Origin of the sequence: Paenibacillus pasadenensis DSM 19293 (genome assembly GCF_000422485.1) — a bacterium.
GTDB classification, from domain to species: Bacteria; Bacillota; Bacilli; order Paenibacillales; family Paenibacillaceae; genus Paenibacillus_O; species Paenibacillus_O pasadenensis.
Window position 1 is genome coordinate 74,995 of sequence record NZ_KE383850.1, and the last position, 24,869, is coordinate 99,863.

The 24,869-nt window shown below is 65.6% G+C and carries 26 protein-coding genes; all 26 read left to right on the plus strand.

Annotated features, from left to right (window positions below):
* Positions 1–28 precede the first annotated feature (28 nt).
* The 26 genes from H582_RS0116005 to H582_RS0116135 all read left to right on the plus strand — a co-directional run bounded on the left by H582_RS0116005 (position 29) and on the right by H582_RS0116135 (position 24,800).
* Positions 29–925, plus strand: coding sequence for an ABC transporter ATP-binding protein (locus tag H582_RS0116005; protein ID WP_028599326.1), 897 nt, complete (start codon positions 29–31; stop codon positions 923–925).
* A complete protein-coding gene (locus H582_RS30225) occupies positions 922–2,163 on the plus strand; it encodes an ABC transporter permease (protein ID WP_052333331.1) in 1,242 nt (413 codons plus the stop codon). The genes H582_RS0116005 and H582_RS30225 overlap by 4 nt, the downstream gene beginning before the upstream one ends.
* A gap of 12 nt (positions 2,164–2,175) precedes the next feature.
* Positions 2,176–3,024: an SDR family NAD(P)-dependent oxidoreductase gene (locus tag H582_RS0116015; protein ID WP_052333332.1), complete on the plus strand. Its 849-nt coding sequence runs from the start codon at positions 2,176–2,178 to the stop codon at positions 3,022–3,024.
* Between the two features lie 334 nt (positions 3,025–3,358).
* On the plus strand, positions 3,359–4,183 hold the full coding sequence (gene mpaM, locus H582_RS30230) for a daptide-type RiPP biosynthesis methyltransferase (RefSeq protein WP_052333333.1): 825 nt from the start codon (positions 3,359–3,361) through the stop codon (positions 4,181–4,183).
* Entirely contained in the window at positions 4,180–4,770 is a 591-nt protein-coding gene (locus H582_RS0116025) for a TOMM precursor leader peptide-binding protein (protein ID WP_028599328.1), read from the plus strand. Before mpaM ends, H582_RS0116025 begins: the two co-directional genes overlap by 4 nt.
* Positions 4,767–6,146, plus strand: a complete 1,380-nt coding sequence (locus H582_RS0116030; RefSeq protein WP_028599329.1) for a YcaO-like family protein — start codon at positions 4,767–4,769, stop codon at positions 6,144–6,146. Before H582_RS0116025 ends, H582_RS0116030 begins: the two co-directional genes overlap by 4 nt.
* A 70-nt stretch (positions 6,147–6,216) precedes the next feature.
* Positions 6,217–6,987, plus strand: coding sequence for a nitroreductase family protein (locus H582_RS27980; RefSeq protein WP_043111465.1), 771 nt, complete (start codon positions 6,217–6,219; stop codon positions 6,985–6,987).
* Positions 6,984–7,520, plus strand: a complete 537-nt coding sequence (locus H582_RS27985) for a GntR family transcriptional regulator (RefSeq protein WP_052333334.1) — start codon at positions 6,984–6,986, stop codon at positions 7,518–7,520. Before H582_RS27980 ends, H582_RS27985 begins: the two co-directional genes overlap by 4 nt.
* A 247-nt stretch (positions 7,521–7,767) precedes the next feature.
* Entirely contained in the window at positions 7,768–8,688 is a 921-nt protein-coding gene (locus H582_RS27990; protein WP_084137366.1) for a polyprenyl synthetase family protein, read from the plus strand.
* 321 nt (positions 8,689–9,009) lie between these two features.
* Complete coding sequence (comX, locus tag H582_RS32015) at positions 9,010–9,189, plus strand: competence pheromone ComX (protein ID WP_127464377.1); 180 nt, start codon at positions 9,010–9,012, stop codon at positions 9,187–9,189.
* Positions 9,190–9,742: 553 nt separating this feature from the next.
* Positions 9,743–11,572 (plus strand): sensor histidine kinase, encoded by a 1,830-nt coding sequence (locus H582_RS0116060; protein ID WP_164820114.1) that lies wholly within the window; start codon positions 9,743–9,745, stop codon positions 11,570–11,572.
* Positions 11,544–12,209: a response regulator transcription factor gene (locus H582_RS0116065; RefSeq protein ID WP_028599332.1), complete on the plus strand. Its 666-nt coding sequence runs from the start codon at positions 11,544–11,546 to the stop codon at positions 12,207–12,209. Before H582_RS0116060 ends, H582_RS0116065 begins: the two co-directional genes overlap by 29 nt.
* A gap of 174 nt (positions 12,210–12,383) precedes the next feature.
* Positions 12,384–12,587 (plus strand): cold-shock protein, encoded by a 204-nt coding sequence (locus H582_RS0116070; protein WP_028599333.1) that lies wholly within the window; start codon positions 12,384–12,386, stop codon positions 12,585–12,587.
* 86 nt (positions 12,588–12,673) lie between these two features.
* Positions 12,674–12,904: a cold-shock protein gene (locus H582_RS0116075; RefSeq protein ID WP_028599334.1), complete on the plus strand. Its 231-nt coding sequence runs from the start codon at positions 12,674–12,676 to the stop codon at positions 12,902–12,904.
* A gap of 156 nt (positions 12,905–13,060) precedes the next feature.
* A complete protein-coding gene (locus tag H582_RS27995) occupies positions 13,061–13,897 on the plus strand; it encodes a formate/nitrite transporter family protein (RefSeq protein ID WP_052333336.1) in 837 nt (278 codons plus the stop codon).
* A gap of 168 nt (positions 13,898–14,065) precedes the next feature.
* Complete coding sequence (locus H582_RS0116085) at positions 14,066–14,947, plus strand: LysR family transcriptional regulator (protein WP_028599335.1); 882 nt, start codon at positions 14,066–14,068, stop codon at positions 14,945–14,947.
* A 111-nt stretch (positions 14,948–15,058) separates the two neighbouring features.
* Positions 15,059–15,562 carry a GNAT family N-acetyltransferase gene (locus tag H582_RS0116090; protein WP_028599336.1) on the plus strand — a complete coding sequence of 168 codons (504 nt, stop codon included), beginning with the start codon at positions 15,059–15,061 and terminating at the stop codon, positions 15,560–15,562.
* A 28-nt stretch (positions 15,563–15,590) separates the two neighbouring features.
* Entirely contained in the window at positions 15,591–16,496 is a 906-nt protein-coding gene (locus tag H582_RS0116095; RefSeq protein WP_052333337.1) for a transporter substrate-binding domain-containing protein, read from the plus strand.
* A 38-nt stretch (positions 16,497–16,534) separates the two neighbouring features.
* Positions 16,535–17,320: an amino acid ABC transporter permease gene (locus H582_RS28000; RefSeq protein WP_052333338.1), complete on the plus strand. Its 786-nt coding sequence runs from the start codon at positions 16,535–16,537 to the stop codon at positions 17,318–17,320.
* On the plus strand, positions 17,317–18,027 hold the full coding sequence (locus H582_RS0116105) for an amino acid ABC transporter permease (RefSeq protein ID WP_028599338.1): 711 nt from the start codon (positions 17,317–17,319) through the stop codon (positions 18,025–18,027). The genes H582_RS28000 and H582_RS0116105 overlap by 4 nt, the downstream gene beginning before the upstream one ends.
* Positions 18,024–18,776, plus strand: a complete 753-nt coding sequence (locus H582_RS0116110; protein WP_028599339.1) for an amino acid ABC transporter ATP-binding protein — start codon at positions 18,024–18,026, stop codon at positions 18,774–18,776. The genes H582_RS0116105 and H582_RS0116110 overlap by 4 nt, the downstream gene beginning before the upstream one ends.
* A gap of 17 nt (positions 18,777–18,793) precedes the next feature.
* The gene (locus tag H582_RS28005; protein WP_052333339.1) at positions 18,794–19,897 is read left to right on the plus strand and encodes an MsnO8 family LLM class oxidoreductase; all 1,104 of its coding nucleotides are present in this window, start codon (positions 18,794–18,796) and stop codon (positions 19,895–19,897) included.
* Positions 19,894–21,138: an amidohydrolase gene (locus H582_RS28010; protein WP_101808385.1), complete on the plus strand. Its 1,245-nt coding sequence runs from the start codon at positions 19,894–19,896 to the stop codon at positions 21,136–21,138. The genes H582_RS28005 and H582_RS28010 overlap by 4 nt, the downstream gene beginning before the upstream one ends.
* A complete protein-coding gene (locus H582_RS0116125; RefSeq protein ID WP_028599340.1) occupies positions 21,098–21,568 on the plus strand; it encodes a DinB family protein in 471 nt (156 codons plus the stop codon). The genes H582_RS28010 and H582_RS0116125 overlap by 41 nt, the downstream gene beginning before the upstream one ends.
* Positions 21,569–21,594: 26 nt before the next feature.
* Positions 21,595–22,974, plus strand: a complete 1,380-nt coding sequence (locus H582_RS0116130) for an LLM class flavin-dependent oxidoreductase (protein WP_028599341.1) — start codon at positions 21,595–21,597, stop codon at positions 22,972–22,974.
* 236 nt (positions 22,975–23,210) lie between these two features.
* Positions 23,211–24,800, plus strand: a complete 1,590-nt coding sequence (locus tag H582_RS0116135) for a stalk domain-containing protein (protein ID WP_164820115.1) — start codon at positions 23,211–23,213, stop codon at positions 24,798–24,800.
* The last annotated feature ends 69 nt before the right edge of the window (positions 24,801–24,869 follow it).

Sequence of the window (24,869 nt, forward strand, 5' to 3'; positions counted from 1 at the left end):
TCCAAACCAAGACAAGGTGGGATATGAGATGGGACTGGAAATCAATCATCTGATCAAGCGCTACGGAGGGAAGACGGTGCTGCACGGCATCTCGCTCGAGGCTCGCACCGGCCAGGCGTTCGGCCTGCTCGGCGGCAACGGGGCGGGCAAGACGACGACGATCCGCTCCGTCCTCGGCCTGGTCGAGTACGAGTCCGGCTCCATCACGTGGGACGGCAAGCCGATCAAGGACAACCGCCCGAGCATCGGCTATTTGCCGGAGGAGCGCGGCCTGTATCCGAAGGAGAAGGTCAGCGAGCAGCTCGTCTACTTCGCCATGCTGGAAGGGCTGTCCCGGCCGGCGGCGGTCAAGGCGATGCGCGGCTGGCTGGAGCGGCTCGGCATCGCCGAGCATGAGGGCAAGCGCGTCGAGCAGCTGTCCAAGGGCAATCAGCAAAAGGTGCAGATCATCTCGTCGCTCATCCACGATCCCGAGCTGGTCATCCTCGACGAGCCGTTCAGCGGCCTCGACCCGGTCAACTCCGACATGCTGGCCGCCGTCGTGCAGGACCAGCTGAAGCTCGGCAAGACGATGATCTTCTCCAGCCACCAGATGGGCCAGGTCGAGCGGTTCTGCGACCAGGTGTGCATCCTGAAGCGCGGCGAGATGACGGTCTCCGGCAAGCTCGCCGACATCAAGCGCTCCTACGGGCGCACGAGCCTGCTGCTGCGCAGCGAGCAGGACCTGACCCCGCATCTGGCGACGTTCGGCGTGCGGCCGGTCGAGGAGTCGCTCCACGAGTGGCAGGTCAAGGTCGACAGCGAGGAGCAGGCCCACGGCCTCATGCAGTCGATGGCGGGCGCGGGCGTGAAGCTGCTCAAGTTCGAGATCAAGGAGCCGACGCTCCATGAAATCTTCATTGAAAAGGTAGGCGAAGGAGCATGAAGCAGTTCGGCCTCGTATTCCAGTACTCGTTCCGGGAGCGTCTCCGCTCCAAAGCGTTCACGCTGACGATCTACATCGCAGCGGTGCTGCTGGCGGCGCTCATCTTCCTCCCCAAGCTGCTGCAATCGGACAGCGAATCGGTGGACGGCACGATCGCCGTCGTCAACAAGACGGACCTGGCGGTCACGTCGGAAAGCCTCCAGCAGGGCGTATCGCCCTCCTACGCCTGGAAGCTGATCGAGCCGTCCGGAGAAGCCGAAGCCCTGGCGCAGCTGGCCAAGGACGACGACAGCCTGCTCGGCCTGGCGGCGATCGAGGAGAAGAACGGCAAGCCGGTGCTCTCGCTTACGGTCAACAAGCTCGACGACGCGCCTTACGCCGAAGCGCTCGGCACCTACCTGCAAGGGGCGTACACGGCGAGCGAGCTCGCCAAGCTGACGCTGGACCCGGCGCAGAAGGAGCGCGTGACCGCGGCCCTGCAGCTCGACGTGCAGGAGCTGAAGGCGGGCAGCAAGTCCATGTTCTCCATGTACATGCCGATTTACTTGATCAGCTTCATGCTCTATCTGCTGCTCTACATGTGCGGAGGCAGCGTGGCTACCTCCGTCTCGGTCGAGAAGAGCTCGCGCGTCAAAGAGATCCTCATCACCAAGGTGAAGCCGGAGCAGCTGCTGTTCGGCAAGGTGCTCGGCGTCGGCCTCGCCGGCCTGCTGCAGTTCGTCCTGATCCTCGGCATCGGCTACGGCATGATCCTCGCCTCCGGCTCGGGCAGCGGGCTCAGCCTGTTCGGCTTCACGGTCGACTTCTCGATGCTGGATGCCAAGACGATGGTCCTGCTCGTGATGTTCTTCATCCTCGGCTACTTCTTCTACGCGGCGCTGTTCGCCGCCTGCGGCTCGCTCGTCAGCCGCAGCGAGGAGGTCAACGCCGTGACCTTGCCGGTCTCGCTCCTCATGATGGGCGGCTTCGTGGTCGCGCTGCTCTCGCTCGGCTCCCCGGAAGGCAGCCTCGCCGTCGTCAGCTCCTACATCCCGTTCGCGACGCCGTTCGCGATGTTCGTCCGGATCGGCATGTCCGACCCGTCCTGGACGGAGATTCTCGTGCCGACGCTCATCCTGCTTGCCTCCTCCGTCCTCGCCTGCTGGATTTCCGCCAAGGTCTATCAGGTCGGCGTGCTGCTCTACGGGCAAAAGCCGACGCCGAAGCTGATCTACAAAGCGCTTCGGTCGACGATGTAAGGAGGGGCGCACATGGCGATAGACATCACCAAGGAGACGCCGTCCGTCCGCCCCGTCCCGATTCCGCCCCCGGCCGTCCGGGGGGAGGAGGCGGCGGCCCGGCCGCTGCTCGGCCAGTGGGCGATGGTGACCGGAGCCGGGCGCGGCATCGGCGAGGAGATCGCGCGGCAGTTCGCCGCCTCCGGCGCGTCGCTCGTCCTGACCGAGCTGCCGGATCGCTTGCCGCTGCTGGAGGAGAGCGCCGCCGCGCTGCGGCGGGAGCATGGCGTGCAGGCGAGCTGCCTGCCGCTCGACCTGCGCCGATTCGAGCAGATCGAGGCGGCGGCGGCGCGCATCGGCGGCGAGGTTGAAGCGGGCGTGGACTACCTCGTCAACAACGCCGGCGTCAACCTGCTGCAGCCGGCGCTGTCGCTCACGCAGGAGGAATGGGACTTTGTCGTGGACATCAACCTCAAGGGCACGTTTTTCCTGACCCGCGAGGTGGCCAAGGCGATGGTCCGCAAGAAGCGCGGCTCGATCGTCATGATCGCCTCGCAGCACGGCGTCGTCGCCAACGAGAACCGCGCTCCCTACTGCGCCAGCAAGGCCGGACTCATCCATCTGTCCAAGGCGCTCGCGGTCGAATGGGCCAAATACGGCATCCGCGTCAACACGGTGTCGCCGACGTTCGTGCTGACCGAGGCGAGCGAGCCGCATCTGACCGACCCGCAGTTCCTGCGGGCCAACCTGCCCAAGCTGCCGCTGCGCAAGTTCGCGACGCCGGAGGACATCGCCCGCTCGGCGCTGTTCCTGGCGACGGACGCGGCCGGCATGATCACCGGGCACAATCTCGTCGTCGACGGCGGCTGGACCGCCATCTGACGGCGGCAGCGCCTGAGGCGGCTGCCCGACCGGGAGCTCCGTTTCGAGGGTCCGCCACGCATAAGCAGCACCGCAAGCCGGATACCCGGCGAAGCGCATCCATAAGCAGCACCCGAGCCGGATACCCGGCGAAGAGCATCCATAAGCAGCGCCGAGAGCCGGATACCCGGCGGCCAGACGGCGGCGCAGCGCCCGGCCGGATACCCGGCCCGATCAAGCATCGTCCGCAGCGGAGCCGGTTCCCGGGCCTTGGCGCCCGGCGGCTTCCGCGAGGGCGGACGGCGCTTCAAAGCGGCACTTATCCCTATCCATTCGACGCGAGGAGGCGGTTGCGATGTATTTCGGCGTATTCAAGGACCTGAGGAATTTGGGGCTGCCCGGCAGCCAGGATTTCGACCTGTATGAAGGGTACTATTCCGAGTTCTACGAGGCGGTGGCGGGCCGCACGGACTACGACATCCCGCTGCTGCTGGAGCAGGCGGCGGCCCTTGCGGGCGACGGCAAGGTGCTGGAGCTGGCCTGCGGCTCGGGCCGCGTTCTGATGCATCTGGCCAATCGCGGCTTCCAGACGGTCGGCCTCGACCTGTCGGAGGATATGCTCAAGCTGTGCCGCCGCAAGAGCGAGCAGCTGCCGCCGCGCCTGAAGAACCGCATCGAAGTGCGCCAAGGCGACATGACGAGCTTCGAGCTCGGCGAGAAGTTCCCGCTCATCATCCTGTCGGCGACGAGCATCAGCCTGCTGCGCCAGCAGGCCGACCTGGAGCGCATGCTGCAGACGGTGGAGCGCCATCTGGCGGACGGCGGACGTTTCGTCTTCGACTACGTGCTGTCCAACGACATCCACAACAGCCAGCTGCGCGGCGGCCGCGTCAACGGCGTCACGCTCGATCTCGGTCCCGACCACAAGCAGTTCGTGCTCATGGGCGAGGAGGAGAATCTGGACGATCAGAGCGCGGTCATGAATTTTTACGCCGAGGTCATCCAGGGGGGCCAGACGAAGCGCTATTTCGGCTCCACGTTCAAAAAATTCTTTCCCGAGCCGGACATCTACGCCAGCATCGCCGCTTCCGGCCTGCGCATCGTGGACACCCGCACGTACAGCGTCGAGGGCGACGGCAATGTGCGCTGCCTGATTCTGGAGAAGGAGGGCGCCCGATGAACGCCTTCGTCACCCTTCTGGGCGGCTGGGGAGAGAGCGGCGAGGCCGAGCCGATCGCCGCCGCCCTGCGCGGCCTCGGCGTCGAAGCGCGCGCCGCGTCGGCGTTCGGCGAGATCGATCCCGGCAGCGACCTCGTGCTCGTGCTCCAGGCGGAGCGCCAGGGCGCCGCGTTCAACGCCTACGCCCTGGAGCATGGGCTGACGTGGCTGCCGGTCGCGTTCTCGCATACGGTCGGCCGGCTCGGACCGATCGTCGTCCCCGGCGAGACGGCCTGCTACGAATGCCTGGAGCTGCGCGGACGCGCGAACGGCGTGCCGCCGCTTGCGCCGAAGCCGAGCCGGTTCGATCCGAGCTGGTCGATGGTGGCGTCGCTGGCCGTCATGGAGACGGTCAAATGGCTGTCCCGCTCCACGAACAGCTTCGCGCCGCTGTCGCTCGGCCATCAGGTCGAGTTCGACGCCTTTCACCTGCAGGGCGAGGTGAACCCGGTGTACCGGCTGCCCACCTGCCCGTCCTGCGGGCTGCGCCATCAGGCGCGGCTCGCGGCCCAGCCGTGGACCGAGGCCGGGCTGGTGCATCGGCCATGAGCCGCCAGCTGATCCGCCGCTGGAGCGGCGCGGCGGCGGCGTCCCCAAGCGTCGCCAGCCGGCCGCTCGGCCTTGCCCTCGGCCTGACGGAGCCGCTGGCGCGGGCGATCAGCCCGCAGGGCGGCATGGTGCGCAGGCTGATGAGCCTCAGCACCGATCCCGGCGATCCGGCGCTGTTCCTCAGCCTCGCCGCTCCGGCCGATCCGAAGGCGTTCGGCGGCCGCCAGCACGGGCTGATCGACCGGTTCGCCAGCGGCATGGGCTTCACGCTGCAGGAAGCGAACGTCTCGGCGGTCGCCGAAGCGGTCGAGCGCTACTGCGCCGCTTACGTCATGCCGGACCGCACCGTGTTCGCCTCGTGGAGCGAGCTGCGGGCGGAGGCGCTGCATCCGCGCGAGCTGCCGCTGTACACGCCGGAGCAGCACGCGGCCTGGCAGTTCCCCTACCAGCCGTTCACGGAACAGGCGCGCATCCGCTGGGTGCCGGCCGTATCGCTCGCGACCGGCCGCGAGAAGCTTGTGCCCGCCGCGATCGCGTGGGACTCCTATGTGCCGCAGAGCGACGACGAAGCGGCGATCTGCTTCGGCCTGATGACCGGATCGGCCGCCGGCTCGACGCTCGAGCAGGCGATGATCGGCGGGCTGCTGGAAATCGTCGAGCGCGACGCGTTCATGATGATGTGGTACAACATGGCCTCGCTGCCGCGGCTCGACATCCGGGATCATCCGCTGGCGCGGCCGTTCCGCGAGCTGCTCGACGAGAGCCGCTTCGAGCTGTCGATCGTGGACACGACCGGCGACACCGGCATTCCGTCGTCGTTCGGCCTGCTCCGGACGAACGACGGCCGCGTCAGCTTCGGCGGCTCGGCGCGTCTGTCCATGGAGGAGGCAGTCGTCAAGACGCTGATGGAGATCAGCCAGCTGTTCATCGGCAACAAGGCGCAGATCTACGCCGAGGGACTGCCGTCGCTGCTGCCGCATCAAATTACCGACTACGGCCTGCGGCTTCCGTATTACGAGCAGCCGTTCGCCCATGAGGAGCTGGCCTTCACGGCGGCCTCGCCGCTGCTGCGTCCGGTGCCGCCGGCTCCGGCCGTCGCTTCCGCCTCCGAGGCGGAGCGGCTCGCCTATCTCGTCGAAGCCCTGCAGGCGCGCGGCCTGGAGCCGCTCTGCGTCGACGTCACGACCGACGACGTGCGCGAGCTCGGGCTGCATGTCGTCAAGATGATCGTGCCCGGCACGATCCAGCTGCCGCGCAGCGAGCGCGAGCGGCTGATCGCCAGCCGCCGCATCTACGACGTGCCGGTGGAGCTCGGCTGGCGCAGCTCGCCGATCGCTCCTTCCGAGCTGAACGTCAGCCCGCATCCTTTTCCTTGATTGGCCTCGACCGGCGGCCTCGCGCCTCCCGCGCCTCGGCCGCACCATCAACCCATAAGGGCGTGATTCCATGCAATCCAAGTTCATCGACTGGCGCGCCGACGCGCTCGCCGGCGAAGATTCTCTGTCCCTGACGTATCACCTCAACTCCAGCCATTATCCCCAGCTCGAGGTGCTCACCCGCTCCCGGATGAAAATGCTGCGCAAGCTGTTCGCGCAGATGAACGCTCCCGCCACGCCCGCCAAGCGGTATTTCTCCGCGCCGCATTCCCGGCTGGCGGACGATCCGGAGGCGGAGGCAGAGGGCGGCCTGAACGACCATCCCGCGCTGCGCCGGCTGCTGGTCCGCCTGCGCCGCCAGCAGCCGCAGACGGCTCCGTTCGCGGACTTCGGTCCGCTCGAGGAGCTCGGCGGGGCGGCGCTCGACTCGCCGGAGCTGTACATCCTCTCGCGCAGCTTGGCGACGAAGCGGCTGGAGCTGTTCTACTTTCATCCGCACGGCGACTGCCTGCAGGAGCTCGGCGCTCCGGACGAGGAGCGCTGCTCCGCGCTGTTCGATCCGGCGGTGAATGCCGGTCCGCTGCAGGGCGCGATTTTCGTCGCCGCCAACCTGCATCGGTCGCTGCAGCTGTTCGGCGAGCGCGGCTACCGGCTGAGCCTGCTCGAAGGGGGCCGCATCACGGAAAGGCTGGCCGCCTGCTCGGCCGGCAGCGGGCTCAGGCTGCAGCCGGTGCTCGGCTTTTACGACAGCCGCGTGCATCAGCTGCTCGGGCTTGACGGCCAGTACGAGGTCGCGCTGAGCTGCCTGCTGCTGCAGGCCGAGCCGGAGGCTTCCCGATGACAGACCGCACCGAGCCGCTCCCCCTTCTCCCGGGGGAGCTGCCGCTGCGCGTCTCGCCGGATAGCGCGCAGCCGCTATACGCCCAGCTGGAGGCTCAGCTGCGCGAGCTGATCCACAGCGGGGCGCTGCCGGAGGATATGCAGCTGCCCAGCTTGCGGGATCTCGCCTCGAAATTGGGCTGCAGCCTCATCACTGTTCGCCGCGTCTACCTGGATCTGGAGCGGGAAGGGCTGCTGACGATCTCCAAAGGCATCGGCACCTTCGTCTGCCGCAGCGGCTCGGAGCGCTCCGCGCGGCGGTCATGGTCGCGGGCGCTCGTGCAGGAGTCGTTCCGCAGCGCGGTCGCGACCGGCTCGAAGTATGGCCTGAAGCCGGACGAGATGCGGCTGCTGCTCGAGGAGCAGCTCGAGAGATGCGCCTCGGGACCTGCGCCGGATCCGGGACCTGCGGGCGGCTCGGGCGGAGGCCAGCCGCGTGACGAGCGCCCGCTCGGCCCGCGTCCCCGCGACGGCGAGCCGAGCGGCGGTCCGTAAGCGTCCCGGATGCAGAAAGCGGTTCCCGCGCCGGCGCAGGCGGGACTTTTCGGAGGCCGCGTGGAATGGCCTTGCGGTCCTATCCAGCCGTTTCCTTGCCTGCAGGCAAGGAAACGGCTTTTTTCGGCTGTCCGCTCCCAGGGATTGAAGGATATGGATAATTTTCTGTGGAATAAGTCATGGGACCTCATGCACACGCCGTAGTCGCTCACACCTGGGGCATAGGGATCAGATCGGGGGGGATTTGATGGAGCAGACGATCAGACGGATGGAGCAGGCGATGAAGGAAAGCGTCGAGGCGCACTTCGTGCTGCCGCAGCTGCGCGAGATGGCGCTCGCCTGCCTGGAGCAGAAGCTGAGCGAATCGATGCTGTTCGGCAAGATGACGATGCTGCATTACCGCATGTACAAGGGCGAGGACGACGAGCGGATCTACCGGGCCGCGGCGGCGGTGGAGCTGATGATCCTGAGCCTCGACATGATTGACGACGTGCAGGACCAGGACAATCCGGCGGTCCCGTGGAGCGCGTACCGGCCGGAGATTGCGCTGAACCTGGCGCTCGGCATGCTGATGATCGCGCAGCGGCTGCTGCTCGAGAGCGGCTTCGAGCCGGAGCGGGCGCAGCAGGCCGCGCGGCTGCTCAGCATGCAGGTGCTGACCGCCGTGCACGGGCAGACGCTCGACCTGCTCAACGACATCCCCGACGAGGACGCCTATCTGGCGATGGTCAGCCAGAAATCGGCGGCGCTGCTCGTCTGCGGCTGCATGATCGGCACCGTGCTCGCCACCGGCGAGTGGAAGGAGCAGGTGCGCGGCTACGCCGAGCAGCTCGGCATCGCCGCCCAGATCAAGAACGACATCCGCGATCTGGCCAACTGGACGGACAAGAACGACTTTTTGAACCGCAAGCTTACGCTGCCGACGCTGTTCCTGCTGCAGGCCGTCACGGACGAGGACCGCTGGGTAATCGACTACTACGAGGGCCGGCTCTCGATGGAGGAGGTCCGCCACCGGCGCGAGGAGCTGGAGGCGATTCTGGAGAAGACCGGCACGATGCTCTACTCGTCGGTCCGCATGCGCACGCATTACTACCGTTTCCTGGAGCTGCTGGAGCAGCTGGAGCTGGAGGAAGGCTGGCGCGACCAGATGCTCGCTCTGGCGGAGTAAAGGGCGGACTTTCCGTGCGGGAGCCGGCTCGGCCAAGTGCGGGCGAATGCTTCGGCGCGGGGGCGAGCCAGACCGAGTCGGGCGGACTCTTCGGTGCAAGAGAGGGCAACGCCGCCGGCCGAGGGGCTGAATCCCGCCATCCGGCATATCAGCGGCTCCGCCATCCCGCAGCCCGCCATCTCCGCAAGCAGCCGCATGCGGGGCGCGCAACAACGTTTGCGGCTTTCCCCTAGCTGCTTTTCGTTTCCGACATCCTGGCGCCTTGCTATAGTGGAGTTAAGAGATGCGACGCTCTTAAAACCCAATTCGGAGGGATGTACCATGTTGAAAGAAATGATCCAATCTATCGTGAAGGAATCCGGCTCTGTGATGCGAATTCAAATGGGACAGCTTCAACTGGCAGGCCTCAGCGATGCGGAGCAAAGAGCGTTCGTAGACGTAGTGGAGCGCCGGGAGCAAGGCAAGGGAACCAGCTTGCTGCAATCGGGTATCTGGACTTAAACCATCCAAGGGTAGGTGAGTTAAGCTGTCTTTCAAGCTCAAGCCAGTCGGATTCATCCTGACAGTCTTACTGCTCGCCTTTTATCTCGTACAGACCATCGCCATTCATCCACTCCTCGGAGTAAACGTACAACGAAGCGAAGACGGCACATACACCGTCGAAAGCATCGAGCCGGAGTTCTGGGGTCATGGAAAAATTCAGGTTGGAGACCGGCTTGTTTCGACAGACGGGCAAGATCCGGACCATTTATTCAATCTTCGGACCTTTGGCTATTTGGAAATGGTATCTACAATAAATTTAGTCAGACAGACAGACGCTGGAGAGGAAAACCTGACCTTTGTCGTACCTCAAAGGCTTGTAGGAAATCAGTTGATCTTTTATCTCATTCTGCCTTCGATTGCTTTGCTCATCTTTATCTCTTTTTCATCCTTTGTCTACAAGCGAAAAAAAGAAGACCCTGCTGCCCTCCGCCTGATTTTATTTTTCCTGTGCATCGGGTTCGCTTACCTCAGCGCCATGGTTTCCGGGAGAGGGGATCTGGTCGGCAGAGTCGTGCTTACGGCTTCCTTTGCCGGAGTGCCGCTGACCTTCCTGCTCTTCCTGGACCGCTACTTGCAGCGCTTCGGCAAGCGGTTCGCCTCGAAGGCGGCTCTGCTCCTGATGCAAGCGGGCTTCATCGCGCAGCTTGCCGTTCAGGCGATCGAGATGACTGGGGCGGTACCATTCAAGTCGATCTTCCTGATGGCCTACTTCGTGCTCGGCAACGCATACATCATCTACAAGCTGGTCCGCTCGTACCTCGCTCATCGGCAGGATGACTTGAAGTCGCTGTTCAAGCTGACGCTGCTCGGCCATCTGGTCGGGTTTCTGCCGTTTCTGCTGCTGTTCGGCGTGCCGCTGCTGTTCGGCGTGCCGATCATCCCGGGGCAGGTGGCGGCGGCGTTCCTGCTTGGACTGCCGATCGTCTACCTGTACATGTTCACGACGCAGCGGCTGTTCGACATCGACTTTTTCCTGAGCCGGTTCTCGTACTACACGATCATCGCCTTCTTCCCGACGCTGCTCATCACGGGACTGGCGGTCGTGCTCACGAACCACCGCCAGCTCGCCTGGGTCGGCTGGGTGCAGCTGTTCCTCGTCGTGTACCTGCTCATCACGGCCTTCCTGTTCGGCAAGGAGTTCCTCGACTACCGGCTGCGGCCGAAATGGAACAAGGACCTGAACAACTTCCAGGGCAGCCTCGACCGCTTCTCCTCGCGCATCTCGCGCGTCATGAAGCAGGCCGATCTCGAGCGGGTGCTCGAGCAGGAGGTGCGGTCCATCCTGCCTGTGCGCGAGGTCGCTTTTTTCCGGTATGAGCCGGAATCGGCGCCGCAGGCGCAAGACGCGGCCGAGACGCCCCAGGCGATCGCCGCCCGCGAGCTCGCCGCGAGCGGCCGCCGGCTTGGCGTCGGCGCCGCCGTTGTCCTGTCGACGGGGCTGGCCGTCGTCATCGGGCAGAAGCGCTCCTCCTACCAGATCCTCTGGATCGGAGACAAGACGAACCGCACTAAGTTCAATCCTGACGAGCTCGGGTGGCTCAAGACGCTGGCCAACTACAGCGCCATCGTATTCGAAAACCTGCATCTGATCGAGAATCTGATCGGAGATCTGGAGGCCGAGATGTCCAAGCGCCAAGGAACGCCCTCGTGGGTGCTGCGCATGATTTTCCAGCTGGCCGAGAGCGAGCGGCGCAAGCTGGCTTCGGATCTGCACGACACGGCGCTCCAGGACCAGCTCGTCTGGTACCGCAAGCTGGAGGCGGCGATGCTCGACCACGACATGCCGCCGGAGATGCGCGGCCAGCTGACGGACATCCGCGAGGGGCTGCTGGACGTCATCCATCAGATCCGCGAGACGTGCAACGAGCTGCGGCCGCCGCTGCTCAAGGAGATGGGGCTCGTCGAATCGCTGCGCAGCCTGTTCGAGCAGCAGCAGATCCGCGCGAACTACGCGATCGAGTTCAACGCCGGCGAGCCGCCGGAGTCGCTCGGCGACGAGGAGACGCTGACGCTGTTCCGCATCGTGCAGGAGCTGCTCGTCAACGCGAGCAAGCATGCCCGCGCGACGCTCATCCGCATCGAGCTGCGCGAGGACGAGGGCGGCGTGCGGCTGCGCTACCGGGACGACGGCGTCGGGCTGGCGCTCGAGAAGCTGCAGGATTCGTATCAGCATATGGGCCTCTCCGGCATCAAGGAAAGGGTGCGGAGCCATGCAGGGCGGATCCGGTTCCTGTCGGAGCCGGGCGAAGGACTGGAAGTCGATCTTTGGCTGCCGATCGATTCGGCGGCTCATGAAGGAGAAGATGGGATAGATGAGCGCGATTCGAATCTTGCTGGTTGACGATCACCCTTCCGTAGGCGAAGGAACCAAGACGATGATCGAACAAGACCCGGACATGAAGGTTACGGTTCTGCATTCCGCCATGGAAGCGCTGGAGATCGTCAAGGCGGAGGCCTTCGACGTCATGCTGTTCGATCTCAACATGCCGGTCATCAGCGGCCTGGAGCTGACCAAGCGCCTGATGGCGTCCAATCCGGAGCACCGGATCCTGATCTACACCGGCTACGAGATCAGTCCCAACTTCAATCTGCTGATCGAGTCCGGCGTCAGCGGCTTCGTGAGCAAGACCGCCTCGCGCGAGCAGCTGCTCACCTCGATCCGCTGCGTCCTGCGGGGCGAAGCGATCGTGCCCGTGCAGCTGCTGCGCCAGCTGCGGCGCCGCGACATCCGGCTGCCGCAGGAGCATGGCGAGCGCGTGCTGGAGGAGGTCAGCATCAACGAGCGCGAGACCGAGATCCTGCAGGAGGTCGCCAGCGGCAGCAGCAATCGCGATATCGCGAGCAAGCTGCTCATGAGCCAGCGCACGGTGGAATACAATTTGACGCGCATCTTCGAGAAGCTCGGCGTGCGCTCCCGTTCCGAGGCGATCGTCGAGGCCAAGCGGCTCGGCATCTTGTCGGCGAGCGAGTTCCGGTGAAAAGTGGAACTTTTTCCAGCGGATTCTTTGCTTTTGGGTACCGGAACGTGCTACAATAGGGGAATCGTATAGGAGACACCAGTCGCCTAGGCGAAGAGGGCCGGCGATGCTGCCCTTTTCCGAACGGCGGCTTTTTCTTTTGTTTACGTAAATCCCATCAAGGAGGAATGTTCCATGCAACAAGGTACTGTAAAATGGTTCAACGCAGAAAAAGGCTACGGCTTCATCGAGGTAGAGGGCGGCGAAGACGTATTCGTACACTTCAGCGCCATCCAATCCGAAGGCTTCCGCACGCTGGATGAAGGCCAACGCGTTGAGTTCAACGTCGTTGCCGGCAACCGCGGCCCGCAAGCCGAGAACGTCGTTAAAATCTACTAATTGCCGCGCCCTGCATCAGCAGGGCTTTTTTTCTCGAATTGCCGGCGCCAGGAGGCGGGCTACTTTGAACAGGAGGCGAAGCTCGAATGTATTACTCCCGCAAGAAACCTCAGGCGGAGCTGCCGACCGAGATCACCGAGATCTGGTCCTGCGTAAGCGAGGACTGCAATGGATGGATGCGCAAAAATTTCGCTCTGGACGAAGTGCCGACATGCTTCTTATGCCAGTCTCCGATGGAGCACGCGACCCGCGAGCTGCCGGTGCTGCATGACAACAGCGCTTCCGCGCTGAAAAAGCAGGCTTCCGGCGACGAATAGGCCAGACCCGAAGACAGCCCCGAGCGGGCTGTCTTTTTTTATGCCGCATTCGTGCATGTTTTTCCAGGCGGAAACGTGAGGACGATCACAGTCTCTCCTGCCTCGCGCCTCTACAATGGAGGCAAAGGCTAGCGCGCCACCGAAGGAGGAGCCCTCATGTACGAACAACCGCTGGAGAAGCTGGCGAGGCTGGCTGCGGACAAAAGCCGGATGCAGCGCGAGCGGCCGCTGCGCTATCTCGTGCACTGCATGCTGGCCGGAGCGTATGTCGGCCTGGGAATCGTGCTGATCTTCCTGATCGGCGCGCCGCTGCTGGCGGCGCACTCGCCGGTCGTCTCGCTCGTCATGGGCGCGTTTTTCGGCATCGCGCTCACGCTTGTCGTATTCGCCGGAGCGGAGCTGTTCACCGGCAACAACATGTATTTCACGGTCGGCCGCCTCTCGGGAACGGTCACCTGGGGGGATGCGCTTCGCAACTGGGCGTTCGTGTTCGCCGGCAACCTGCTCGGCGCGCTCGTGCTGTGCGGACTCGTCGTCGGCGCCGGCGTCTTCCACGGCATCGGTCCGGATCATATCCTGTTCGCGATCGCGGCGAAAAAGATGCATCTGGGCTATGCCGAGCTGTTCTTCCGCGGCATCCTCTGCAACATGCTCGTCTGCCTGGCGCTCTGGTGCGGAGCCCGCGCCAAGTCGGAGACGGCGAAGCTCATCCTCATCTGGTGGATGCTGCTGGCCTTCATCGCAAGCGGCTACGAGCACAGCGTCGCCAACATGACGCTGCTCAGCCTGTCGCTGCTGCTGCCGCATCCCGGCACGGTCACGCTCGCCGGATGGCTGCATAACCTGATTCCCGTCACGCTCGGCAACATCGTCGGCGGCGGCCTGTTCATCGGCGCGTCCTACTGGTTCATCAGCCCGGTGCGGCTCGGAGGGAGCGCTCCGCGACCATCTGGCGGCAGCGACGGGCCGAAGCGCCGCCGCCAAGTGCTCTAAAGCGGCAAGAAGCGCCCGGATCCGCATTCCATGCGGGCCGAGGCGCTTTTTTCGATTGGCCGTCCTGCTGCTGCAAACGGCCCGTTGACAGCCCGGGAGGGGTAAGCTATAGTCATACAAATTAAACCCACTATGTAGATGTGATAAATATACTTTGGGGGGCGGCCCATGAACATCGACAATATCGAGGCATTCGTCTACGTCAACCATTACGGCAGCTTCAACAAGGCGGCCGATGCGCTATACCTTTCCCAGCCGTCCGTTACCTCACGCATCCAAACGCTGGAACGGGACCTGGACGCCAAGCTGTTCGAGCGCCAGGCAAAGGGGGTGCAGCTGACGGACACGGGCAAGACGTTCCTTTCCTACGCGCAGCAGATCCTCCAGACGTATCGCAAGGGCAAGCTTCATCTGCAGAAGAAGCCGTCCGTACCTCAGGAGCTGCGCATCGGAAGCACCGTCTCCGTCTCCACCTACATCATTCCGGAGCTTCTGCCCTTCCTCAAGGGCCTCTTCCCCGAGCTGACGTTCAAGCTGACGACGGCTACGACCGACGAGCTGGGCGCGCGGCTGCTCGAGCAGGAGATCGACATCGCGTTCGTGCGCAAGCTGACTCATCCCTCCCTCCGCTCCTATCCGCTCTACGACGATCCGATCCGGCTCTATGTCTACGACAGCCATCCGTTTGCCGCTCGCGGCCGGATCGAGCTGTCCGAGCTTGCGGGGGAGAAGCTGGTGTTCTTCGAATGCGGGTCGCTTGACTGGCTGCGGCTGCATCGGGTGTTCGAGAGCTTGGAGCAGCCGCCGGATATCGTCTGCCATGCCGATCAATCCGAGACGGCCAAAAAGCTCGTGCTTGGCCGCGCGGGCATCGCTTTCCTGCCTGGCGTCTGCATTCGGGAGGAAGCGGCGAAAGGACGGCTCGTGCCCGTCGAGATCGCGGAGACGGCCGGCATCTCCCTGCAGACGAGCCTCAGCGTGCGCAGCGGCGAATATGCCGAGCTGGTGGAAGCGATCCGGAGCTTCCAAGCCTTTTCTATGATCGAATAGAACAAGTCTATTGGCCGGGCGGCGGCAGACGGTGCTACAGTAGACACAGGGCTTAATTCTTACTAATTGCATAGGAATTGTTATGAAATTAATGGCTGAGGAGGAATCAGGATGGGGGAGCTGTACCGGATCGCCGTCGAAAAGGATGCGCCGCGCCTGCAGCAGATCGTCTACGGCGCCTACGAGCAGATCCGCGAGCTGAAACTGAGCTGGCCTGCCGCCCATGCGGATGAGGAATTGATCCGAAGCAACATCCGCGAACATGAATGCTACGTGCTGGAGCTGGACGGGGAGTTGGCCGCGACGATCACGCTGTCGAAGGGCGAGGAGGCGAAGGCGATTACCGACCTGCCCTTCCTGAAATGGTTCGCGGTCGCCCCGGAGCTGCAGAGCCGCGGCGTCGGCTCCAAGCTGCTGTCTTGGGTCGAGCAGGAGGTGCTGGCGCGCCGCTTGGGCGCAGAGGCGGTCACGCTGGCGACTGCGGAGCGGCATCCGTGGCTGCTCTCGATGTACGAGCGCAAAGGCTACGAGCGGTATCGAGCGATCGACTTCGGCAACGGCGACGGGACGATGCATCTGCTGCGCAAACGGCTGCAGCCGCAGCTGCAAGACTAAGCGAACGATTGAAAAAGGGGAGATTCCGATGAACAGACGACTTTCACCATCCTGGACTTATTCGGCACGGCCGCTGCTGCTGTCCGCCGCGCTGCTCGCGGGGCTGGCGCTGGCCGGCTGCGGAGCCGGAACCAATGCCGATGCCAATGGCGGAATCGCCGATACCGGCGCTTCGAAGGCCAGTGCGGCGCCCGGAGCGGAAGGCTCGGCGCAGCCGGCGAAAAAGATCATCGTCGGCACGGGCACGCAGTTCCCTCAGGTGTGCTTCATCGACGCCAACGGCAAGCTGACCGGGTTCGACGTGGAGCTGGTGCGGGAGCTCGACAAGCGTTTGCCCGCCTACGAGTTCGAGTTTCAGACGCTGGAGTTCAAGAGCCTGCTGCTCAGCCTCGAGACGGGCAAGATCGACTTCGCCGCGCATGAGTTCGAGAAAAATCCGGAGCGGACGGAGAAGTACCTGTTCAACAAGGAGCCTTACGCCCATTGGCGCAACAAGATCGTCGTCGCCAAGGACAATAACGATCCGATCGAGTCGCTGGCCGACCTGCACGGCAAGAAGTTCCTGACCTCGCCGACGAGCGCGCAGGCGCAGATTCTGGAAAACTACAACAAGGAGCACGGCGATCCGCTGAAAATCGTCTACTCCAGCGGAGTGGCCAACGATACGGTGAATCAGATCACGAGCGGCCGCGTGGACGCGGCGCTCGCAGCCGACTTCTCGCTGTCGCTGATCGATCCCCAGGGCAAGCTGAAGCGGGTCGGCAAGGCGTTGTCGGAGGCGGACATCTTGTTTGTCTTCCGTAAGAACGAGCCCGAGTCGCAAAAGCTCGCTGACGACATTGACGCCGCGCTCAAGGAAGTGAAGGCTGACGGCACGCTGGCGAAGCTGAGCGAGCAGTGGCTCGGAGCGGACTTCACCTCCGAAGAGGACTAACAGCCCGAGCCGGCTTCGGGAACGAGGAGGACCTGCCGATGGGCGGATTGCCGTTTGACTTTGCCTATGTGATCGACTTCATCCCCAAGCTGCTCGGCACGCTCGGGCTGACGCTGCGGATCGTCGCCGGCTCCTTGCTGCTCGGCCTGCTGGCCGGCCTGCTGGCGGCGTTGCCGCGGCTGTACCGGATCCCCGTGCTGGCGCAGCTTTCGCAGCTGTACGCGTCGTTTTTCCGGGGGACGCCGATCCTCATCCAGCTGTTCCTGTTCTACTACGGGCTGCCGGAGCTGCTGAAGCTGGCGCATGTGGACGTGAGCAAGACGCCGGTGCTCGTTTTTGTCATCCTGACGTACGGGCTTCATACCGGGGCGTACGTTTCCGAGACGATCCGCGCGTCGATCCAGGCGGTCGACCGCGGGCAGGTGGAGGCCGCCTACACGGTCGGCATGACCGGCGTGCAGGCATTCCGCCGCATCGTCGCGCCGCAGGCGCTGGCGATCGCGGTGCCGGTGCTGTCCAACCTGACGCTGGCGCTGCTCAAGGACACCTCGCTCGCCTTCACGCTCGGCGTCATGGAGATGACCGGCAAGTCGCAGACGCTGGCCTCGCTCACGCAGCATTTCGCCGAAGCGTATTTGGCGCTGGCGCTCGTGTACTTCGTCGTCGCGTTCGTGCTGGAAAAGCTGATGAAGCTCGGCGAGCGCCGGCTGCTGCGGCATGAGCGGAGCGGAGATGAGCCGGGGAGCCCCCGCCGCTTCGCGGGCCTGAGGCCGTCCGTGCGGCCATCTCCGATCCAGGAGCTGAAAGGAGGGAACGCGCCATGAATCTGGACCTGGCGTTCATCGCGGAGGCGCTGCTGAAGCTGCTGCCCGCCGTGCCGACGACGCTGCTGCTGACGGCGGTGTCGGCCTTCTGCGGCCTTGCGGCAGGCAGCGTGCTGGCGCTGCTGCGATTTTTCTCGGTGCCGGTGCTGGGCCGGCTCGCCGCCGGCTGGGTGACGGTCATCCGGGGCACGCCGATGCTGACGCATCTGCTGCTGCTCTACGTCGGGCTGCCGCTGCTGATCGACAGCGTGGCCGGTCAGCTCGGCTCGTCGTGGACGTCGGCGCGCATTCCGATGATCGCGTTCGCGATGCTGTCGTTCTCGATCACGGCATCCGCGTACGGCTCGGAGGTGATCCGCTCCGGCCTGCTCGCCGTCAGCCGCGGGCAGATGGAGGCGGCGCTTTCGGTCGGCATGACCGTGCCGCAGGCGCTGCGGCGCATCGTCTTTCCGCAGGCGCTGGCGGCGAGCGTGCCGAACCTGACGAACTTCGTCATCGGCATGCTGCACGCCTCGACGCTCGCCTTTGTCGTGTCGGTCGTCGACATCAACGCGCAGGCCGAGATCGTCGCTTCGACGAACTGGAAGTACTTTGAGGCGTTCCTGGCCGCGGCGGTGCTGTTCTGGGCGATGACGCTCGTGCTGGAGCGGATCGGGGCGGTATTGGAGAAGCGCGTCAGTCGTTACCATCGGGGGGGAGTCGCATGATTCGGCTGAAGGGAATCCGCAAGTCGTTCGGACGGACGGAGGTGCTCAAGGGCATTGACCTGAGCGTGGAAAAAGGAGAGGTGCTCGCGATCCTCGGCCCGAGCGGTTCGGGCAAGACAACGCTGCTGCGCTGCCTGAACTTTTTGGAGCGGCCGTCGGAGGGCAGCATCCATATCGGCGGCTTCTCCGCCGACTGCCGCTCGATCCGCCGCCGGGACATCCACGAGCTGCGCCGCCGCACGGCGATGGTGTTCCAGCAGTACAACCTGTTCCGCCACAAGACGGCGCTCGAGAACGTGATGGAGGGGCTGGTCGTCGCCCGCCGGATGCCCCGGGAGGAAGCGCGCCGGCGCAGCGTCGAGCTGCTGGAGAAGGTCGGGCTCGGCGAGCGGCTGGACGCCTATCCGAGCCAGCTGTCGGGCGGGCAGCAGCAGCGGGTCGGCATCGCCCGGGCGCTGGCGCTCGAGCCGGAGGTCATCCTGTTCGACGAGCCGACGTCGGCGCTCGATCCCGAGCTCGTCGGCGAGGTGCTGGCGGTGCTCCGCCGCATCGCCCGCGAGGGCATCACGATGATCGTCGTCACCCACGAGATGGGCTTCGCGCAGGATGTCGCGAGCCGCGTCGTGTTCATGGACGACGGGGCCGTCGTCGAGGAGGGGCCGCCGGAGGAGCTGTTCCGCAGGCCCAAGGAGGAGCGCACGCGGCAGTTCCTGCGGCGCATCACGCCGGAGGCGACGTATTCAATCTGAAATAGGGAGGTTCCGCCATGTCTTCGTTGTCCATCAGCGTGCTTGACCAGAGTCCGATCCATCCCGGCGAGACGCCGGAGCAGGCGCTGGCCCATACCGTGCGGCTGGCGCGCCGCGCCGAGGAGCTCGGGCTGCGGCGCTTCTGGGTCGCCGAGCATCATGACAGCGAGCAGCTCGCCGGCTCGTCGCCGGAAGCGCTCATCGGCTACCTGCTGGCCCGCACGGAGCGCATCCGCATCGGCTCGGGCGGCGTCATGCTGCAGCATTACAGTCCGTACAAGGTAGCGGAGACGTTCCACGTGCTGGCGGCGCTGGCGCCGGGCCGCGTCGATCTCGGCGTCGGCCGCGCGCCCGGCGGGCTGCCCCGCAGCACGCAGGCGCTGCGGCAGGGAGCGGGCAGCGCGGGCGGGCCGCTCGAAGGCAAGCTTGAGGAGCTGAGCGGCTACCTCGGCGGCCGTCCGCTCGCCGAGCCGCATCCGCTGGCGGGCCTGCGCGCCGCGCCGGCACCGGCGCAGCCGCCGCTGCTGCATGTGCTCGGGGCGAGCGAGGAAAGCGCCCGCTCGGCCGGGAAGCTCGGCTTGCCTTATGTATTCTCGCTGTTCATCGGCGCAGACGAGGAATTGGCAATACGAGCGGCGCAGGCGTACCGCGAAAGCTTCGACGCCTCCTCCGGGCGGCAGCCGGAGCTGATCGTCGCCGTCGCGGCGGTCGCTGCCGATACGGACGCGGCGGCCGAGGCGCAGCTGACGCCGCAGAAGGTCGTCAAGACGCATCTGCAGGACGGGCGCACGGTGACGCTCGGGACGCGGGAGCAGGCCGAGGAGTTCGGCCGCCAGTCCGGCCTCGAGTACCGGATCGAGGAGAAGGAAGCGATCGTCTACGCCGGCTCCAAGGAGACGGTGGGACGCAAGCTGCGGTCGCTGCAGGCAGCGACCGGGGCGGCGGAGTTCATCGTGGTCACGAACGTGCCGGACTTCTCCGCGCGGCTGCGCTCGTTCGAGCTGCTGGCGGAGCTGGTTGCGGAGCCGGCGGCGGGGCTGGAAGCCGGGGCGGATGCAGGATTGGGGGTCGAAGCGGCAGCGGGGCTGGAAGCCGGGGCGGCCGCCGGAGAGCCGGCGTGAGCGGGACGGACCAGGAGCTGGAGGCGCGGCTCGTCGCCGTCCGGCGGGAGCTGCACCGCCATCCGGAGCTGTCCCGCGAGGAGCGGGAGACGACGCGCCGCCTGCAGGCCTGGCTGGAGGAGGCGGGCATTCGCCCGCTCGGCCGCTACGGGCTCCGCACTGGCCTGATCGCCGAGATCGGCGGGCCGGGTCCGGTCGTGGCGCTGCGCGCGGATATCGACGCGCTGCCGATCCAGGAGGAGACAGGGCTGCCGTTCGCCTCGCTGGCGCCGGGCGTCATGCATGCATGCGGGCATGACTTCCACGCGGCGGCCCTCGTCGGAGCCGCGCTTCTGTTGCAGCGCCGGGCGGGCGAGCTTCCCGGCACGGTGCGGCTGCTGTTCCAGCCGGCGGAGGAAAAGGCGAGCGGCGCCCGCGAGCTGATCGCCGCCGGCGCTCTCGACGGCGCGCGCGCCGTGTTCGGGCTGCACAACAAGCCCGACTTGCCGGTCGGCGCTGCCGGCATCAAGGCCGGCCCGCTCATGGCCGCCGCCGACGGCTTCGTCGTCGAGGTGAGGGGCCGCGCCGCGCATGCGGCCGTGCCGGAAGCGGGCCTCGATCCGATCGCGGCGGCGGCGCATGTCGTGACGGCGCTGCAGACGATCGCGAGCCGCAGCGTCGGTCCGCTGGACAGCGTCGTCGTCAGCGTGACGAAGCTCCATAGCGGCACGTCATGGAACATCATTCCCGACCTGGCGGTGCTGGAGGGCACGATCCGCACGTTCGACGAGGCGGTGCGCCGGCGCGTGCTGGAGCGCTTCGAGGCGATCGTCGTCGGCGTCGCCTCGGCGCTCGGAACGGAGGCGACGCTGCGCTGGGTGCAAGGTCCGCCGCCGGTGCTGAACGATCCGTCGCTGGCGGAGCTGGGACGCGAGGCGGCCGCGGCGGCCGGCCTGGAGCCGGTCGAGCCCTCGCCATCGCTGGCGGGCGAGGACTTCGCGTTCTACCAGCGCGAGGTCCCGGGCCTGTTCGTGTTCCTGGGGACGAACGGGCCGCAGGAGTGGCATCATCCCCGCTTCGACGTCGACGAGCGGGCGCTGCTGCCGGCGGCGCGGCTGCTGGCCGAGCTGGCCGAGCGGGCGCTGCGGCGGTTCGCGGCAGAGGGGGATGGGACGGGGACCGAAGAAAGCGGAGAGTCGAAGCATGGAGGAGGAGAAGCGCATGAGCGCGATCGATCTGCAAGCCTTTCGCCAGACGCATGAGCAGCTGGCGCAGGCCATCGAGGGACTGGACGAGCGGCAGCTGAAGGAAAAGGAGGCTCCCGGCAAGTGGAGCGTGACGGAGGTTCTGGCCCATCTGGCCGACCACAGCATCGTCGTGTCGTTCCGCATCCGCGACATCCTCGCCGATACGGAGGCCGGGCTGCCGCGCTTCGATCAGGACCGCTGGGTGTCGGGCCAGCATGGCAACGAGGAGGAGGCAGCGGAGCATCTGGCGGCGTTCGCGGCGCTGCTGCGGGCGAACGCCCGGCTGCTGGAGCGGCTGGATGCGGGGGAGCTGGCCAAGCGGGGCATTACGTTCAAAGGCGACCCGATCGACCTGCGAGGCATCGTGGACGGCTTCGTCCGGCATGTCGGCACGCATCTGGCGCAGATCGCCCGCATAAGGCGGGCCGTGGAAGCCGTGCGCTGAACGCGGAAAACAAGGGGGAATTCGAGATGGGCAAGCGCAAACAGCTGCGCCTGGGAGCGATGCTCCACGGCGTCGGCAGCAGCACGTCGCTATGGAGGCATCCTGATATCCAGGCGGATGCGAGCACGAACTTCAAGCTGTACCGGGAGTGGACGCGCAAGGCGGAGGAGGGCCGGTTCGACCTCGTGTTCGTCGCCGACGGTCTGTACATCAACGAAAAGTCGATTCCGCACTTCCTCGACCGCTTCGAGCCGATCACGATTTTGAGCGCGCTCGCCGCCGCCAGCGAGCGGATCGGCCTCGTCGGCACGCTCTCGACGTCGTACAGCGAGCCGTTCACGGTCGCCCGGCAGTTCGGCTCGCTCGACAAGATCAGCGGCGGCCGCGCCGGCTGGAACATCGTCACCTCGCCGCTCGAGGGCTCGGCGCTCAACTTCGGGCCGAAGCGGCATCCGCAGCATGACGAGCGGTACCGCATCGCCAAGGAGCATCTGGACGTCGTGCGCGGGTTGTGGGACTCGTGGGAGGACGATGCGTTTCCGCGAGACAAGGAGCGGGGCATCTACTTCGACCGCAGCCGGCTGCATGAGCTGAACCACGAGGGCGAGTTCTTCTCCGTCAAGGGGCCGCTGAACATCTCGCGCTCGCCGCAGGGGCATCCCGTGCTGTTCCAGGCGGGAGCCTCGGAGGTCGGGCGGGACTACGCGGCTCGGGAGGCGGATGCGATTTTCGCCGGCCACGATACGTTGGAGGAGGCGGCTGCTTTTTATGCGGACGTCAAAAGGCGCGCGGCCTCGTTCGGCCGGAATCCGGACGACCTGCTCGTCTTTCCGGGCATCGGGCCGATCGTCGGCTCTACGGAGGAGGAGGCCGAGCGCAAGTACCGCGAGACGGCGGAGCTCGTCTCGGCCGAGGACGCGCTGCTTTATCTGGGCCGCTTCTTCGAGCATCATGACTTCTCGCAGTACGAGCTTGACGCTCCGTTCCCGGATCTCGGGGAGCTCGGGCAGAACAGCTTCCGCAGCACGACCGACCGCATCAAGGCGACGGCCCGCGAGCAGGGACTGACGCTGCGCGAGGCGGCGCTGCAGGTGGCGACGCCGCGGACGCCGTTCATCGGCACGCCGGAGCAGGTCGCGGACCGCGTACAGGCGTGGTTTGAGGCGGACGCGGCGGATGGCTTCATGATCGGCGCGAGCGTGCCGCGGGCGTTGGAGGACTTCATCGACCATGTCGTGCCGATCCTGCAGGCGCGCGGCCTGTTCCGCCACGAGTATGAGGCGGATACGCTTCGCGGCAACCTCGGCTTGCCGGTTCCGGAAACCCGTTACGCCGCCGCCCGACGTGCGGAAGTGCGGACGAATGCGGGGGCAGCGGTGGATGCGAGGACGCCGGCGGAGGCATAGGCTGCGAAAGCGGCCGGATCAGGCGCAGGGCTGAGGAAGCAGGGCTGAGGAAGCAGGTCTGCGGAGGCGGCAGCGACGATCGGCGGGCGGATGCGCCTGCGCCGAGCGGCAGACTGGAGCGGGGCCAAGCCCCGCTTCTTTTTCGCGTATTCGCGAAAGTCGATTCCGCCGTAGACAGACGCCGGACAGCCATGATACAACCATGGGTAGATCGAACCAGACGAGGAGTCCCGTCCATGCCTAAGATGCCCCGCCTTTGCTTGCCTCCTGCCCGCAAGCTGCTGCTTGCGGGCGCCGCGGCGCTGCTGCTGGCAGCCGCATGCCCGCTCCATCCTTCGCTGCCGGCCGCTTCCGCAGCCCAGGCTCATGCCGATGGTTCGAAGCCGTCCCTCGGCTTCGAGCTCAAGATCGAGCCGATCTGGCTGTCGGGCCAGATGATGCTGCCCGCCAAAGCGTTCGCCAAAGGAGCCGGCGCCAGCCTGGTCTTCTCGAAAGGCGCCATCACGCTGAAAAAAGGGGCGATCCAGGTAAACGGAGCGGTCGGATCGCCTAAAGCGGTCGCGAACGGCCAGTCGGTCCGACTGCCCTATTCGCCGAAGCTGATCCAAGGCGCGCTCTATATTCCGGTCCTCATGGCCGCGAAGACGCTGGGAATGGATCAAAGCGCCTATGAGAAAGCGACAGGAAAGCTGACGTTTTCCTACAGCCCTTACCAGGCGATGGAATTCGAGGAACGGATGTTTCATGCGGCCAGAGATGGAGAGGCGGCCACGGTCAAGGAGATGCTGCGGCGCGGAGCCGATCCGCTGGCGCGCGGACATGGCTACGGCGACTCGACGGCTCTGGATGTGGCGATCCGCCTCGCTCGGATGGATGCGGTCGAAGCTCTGCTCGCCGCCGGGTCGACGTTCGATCCGCAGCTTGCCGCCGACTTCCTCGAGCCGTCTCAGAGAGCGGGCAAGAGCGGCCTGCTGCGGCTGCTGCTGGAGCATGGCCTGGATCCGAACACGATCGAGCCGGTGTCAGGACGCTCCCTCCTGGAAATCGCGAGCTCGGGCGGCGCTTATACCGTCGACGGCAAGGACGTCTTCTTCGAGATCGACCCGGAGCTCGTCCGGCTGCTGCTGCAGCATGGCGCCGACCCGAACGTAGGCTCGCCGCTTGCCCAAGCGGTGTTTGGCGGAAGCTTCGAAGCGACGCAGCTGCTGCTGGCGAGCGGAGCCGATCCCGAGCGCTCCGTCGGGAACCGGGGAAGCGCCGCAGGCACGGCTCGCATGCAGGGCCTGTCGAAGTGGCTCCGCCCAAGTCAAGCCAAGCCAGCGATTCCCGAGCTGTCCTTCCTGGACGACCAAGGAAACGCGCTGATTTATGGAAGCTATCTGCTCGGCCTGGACGCGCAGCCGGAGTTCCCGCTGTATTGGAACGGCCCTGCTGCATATGTGGATCGGGCGGACGGGGCTTATCGGCTGCGCAACGTCACGAGCGGTCCGGCAGCGTGGCTGCTGAGCGATCAGACGATCGCTCTTTCAGCGGGCAAGGCCGTGCCATCCCAGCTGCGGCTGCCTGCGTTCAACGTGTCGGTCTCCGTGGAAGCAGAGCGCGCCGACCTCTGGTCCGGCTACGGCGGGCTCTATGACGCGCAGGGCAGCCTGCTGCTCTCGCTGTCCGTCCACTACGGGAAGTGCCGGCTGCATCTTCCGCCGGGCCGCTATGATCTCGTCGTCTCCGGCTCGGCCGGTCCCTACAGCGGGAACGAGAGAAAGGTCGCTTCCATCGTCGTACCGGCGGACGGAAGCGCGGTTCAAGCGGTGGCGGTGACGAAATAAAGCGATATTTTCAACTGCCCGTTGTATACCCGACTATTCCGATATATAATCTGCTTACATCAACGCTAC

Bases quoted from the DNA above. Each gene is read 5' to 3' on its own strand.
- H582_RS0116135 (WP_164820115.1), top strand. From the start codon at position 23,211: ATGCCTAAGATGCCCCGCCTTTGCTTGCCTCCTGCCCGCAAGCTGCTG.
- H582_RS27990 (WP_084137366.1), top strand. From the start codon at position 7,768: ATGGAGCAGACGATCAGACGGATGGAGCAGGCGATGAAGGAAAGCGTC.
- H582_RS0116015 (WP_052333332.1), top strand. From the start codon at position 2,176: ATGGCGATAGACATCACCAAGGAGACGCCGTCCGTCCGCCCCGTCCCG.
- H582_RS0116130 (WP_028599341.1), top strand. From the start codon at position 21,595: ATGGGCAAGCGCAAACAGCTGCGCCTGGGAGCGATGCTCCACGGCGTC.
- H582_RS27980 (WP_043111465.1), top strand. From the start codon at position 6,217: ATGCAATCCAAGTTCATCGACTGGCGCGCCGACGCGCTCGCCGGCGAA.
- H582_RS0116070 (WP_028599333.1), top strand. From the start codon at position 12,384: ATGCAACAAGGTACTGTAAAATGGTTCAACGCAGAAAAAGGCTACGGC.
- comX (WP_127464377.1), top strand. From the start codon at position 9,010: ATGTTGAAAGAAATGATCCAATCTATCGTGAAGGAATCCGGCTCTGTG.
- H582_RS0116105 (WP_028599338.1), top strand. From the start codon at position 17,317: ATGAATCTGGACCTGGCGTTCATCGCGGAGGCGCTGCTGAAGCTGCTG.
- H582_RS0116090 (WP_028599336.1), top strand. From the start codon at position 15,059: ATGGGGGAGCTGTACCGGATCGCCGTCGAAAAGGATGCGCCGCGCCTG.
- H582_RS0116085 (WP_028599335.1), top strand. From the start codon at position 14,066: ATGAACATCGACAATATCGAGGCATTCGTCTACGTCAACCATTACGGC.
- H582_RS28005 (WP_052333339.1), top strand. From the start codon at position 18,794: ATGTCTTCGTTGTCCATCAGCGTGCTTGACCAGAGTCCGATCCATCCC.
- H582_RS30225 (WP_052333331.1), top strand. From the start codon at position 922: ATGAAGCAGTTCGGCCTCGTATTCCAGTACTCGTTCCGGGAGCGTCTC.
- H582_RS0116125 (WP_028599340.1), top strand. From the start codon at position 21,098: ATGAGCGCGATCGATCTGCAAGCCTTTCGCCAGACGCATGAGCAGCTG.
- H582_RS0116030 (WP_028599329.1), top strand. From the start codon at position 4,767: ATGAGCCGCCAGCTGATCCGCCGCTGGAGCGGCGCGGCGGCGGCGTCC.
- H582_RS0116025 (WP_028599328.1), top strand. From the start codon at position 4,180: ATGAACGCCTTCGTCACCCTTCTGGGCGGCTGGGGAGAGAGCGGCGAG.
- H582_RS27985 (WP_052333334.1), top strand. From the start codon at position 6,984: ATGACAGACCGCACCGAGCCGCTCCCCCTTCTCCCGGGGGAGCTGCCG.
- H582_RS0116065 (WP_028599332.1), top strand. From the start codon at position 11,544: ATGAGCGCGATTCGAATCTTGCTGGTTGACGATCACCCTTCCGTAGGC.
- mpaM (WP_052333333.1), top strand. From the start codon at position 3,359: ATGTATTTCGGCGTATTCAAGGACCTGAGGAATTTGGGGCTGCCCGGC.
- H582_RS0116075 (WP_028599334.1), top strand. From the start codon at position 12,674: ATGTATTACTCCCGCAAGAAACCTCAGGCGGAGCTGCCGACCGAGATC.
- H582_RS0116110 (WP_028599339.1), top strand. From the start codon at position 18,024: ATGATTCGGCTGAAGGGAATCCGCAAGTCGTTCGGACGGACGGAGGTG.
- H582_RS0116095 (WP_052333337.1), top strand. From the start codon at position 15,591: ATGAACAGACGACTTTCACCATCCTGGACTTATTCGGCACGGCCGCTG.
- H582_RS28000 (WP_052333338.1), top strand. From the start codon at position 16,535: ATGGGCGGATTGCCGTTTGACTTTGCCTATGTGATCGACTTCATCCCC.
- H582_RS27995 (WP_052333336.1), top strand. From the start codon at position 13,061: ATGTACGAACAACCGCTGGAGAAGCTGGCGAGGCTGGCTGCGGACAAA.
- H582_RS0116005 (WP_028599326.1), top strand. From the start codon at position 29: ATGGGACTGGAAATCAATCATCTGATCAAGCGCTACGGAGGGAAGACG.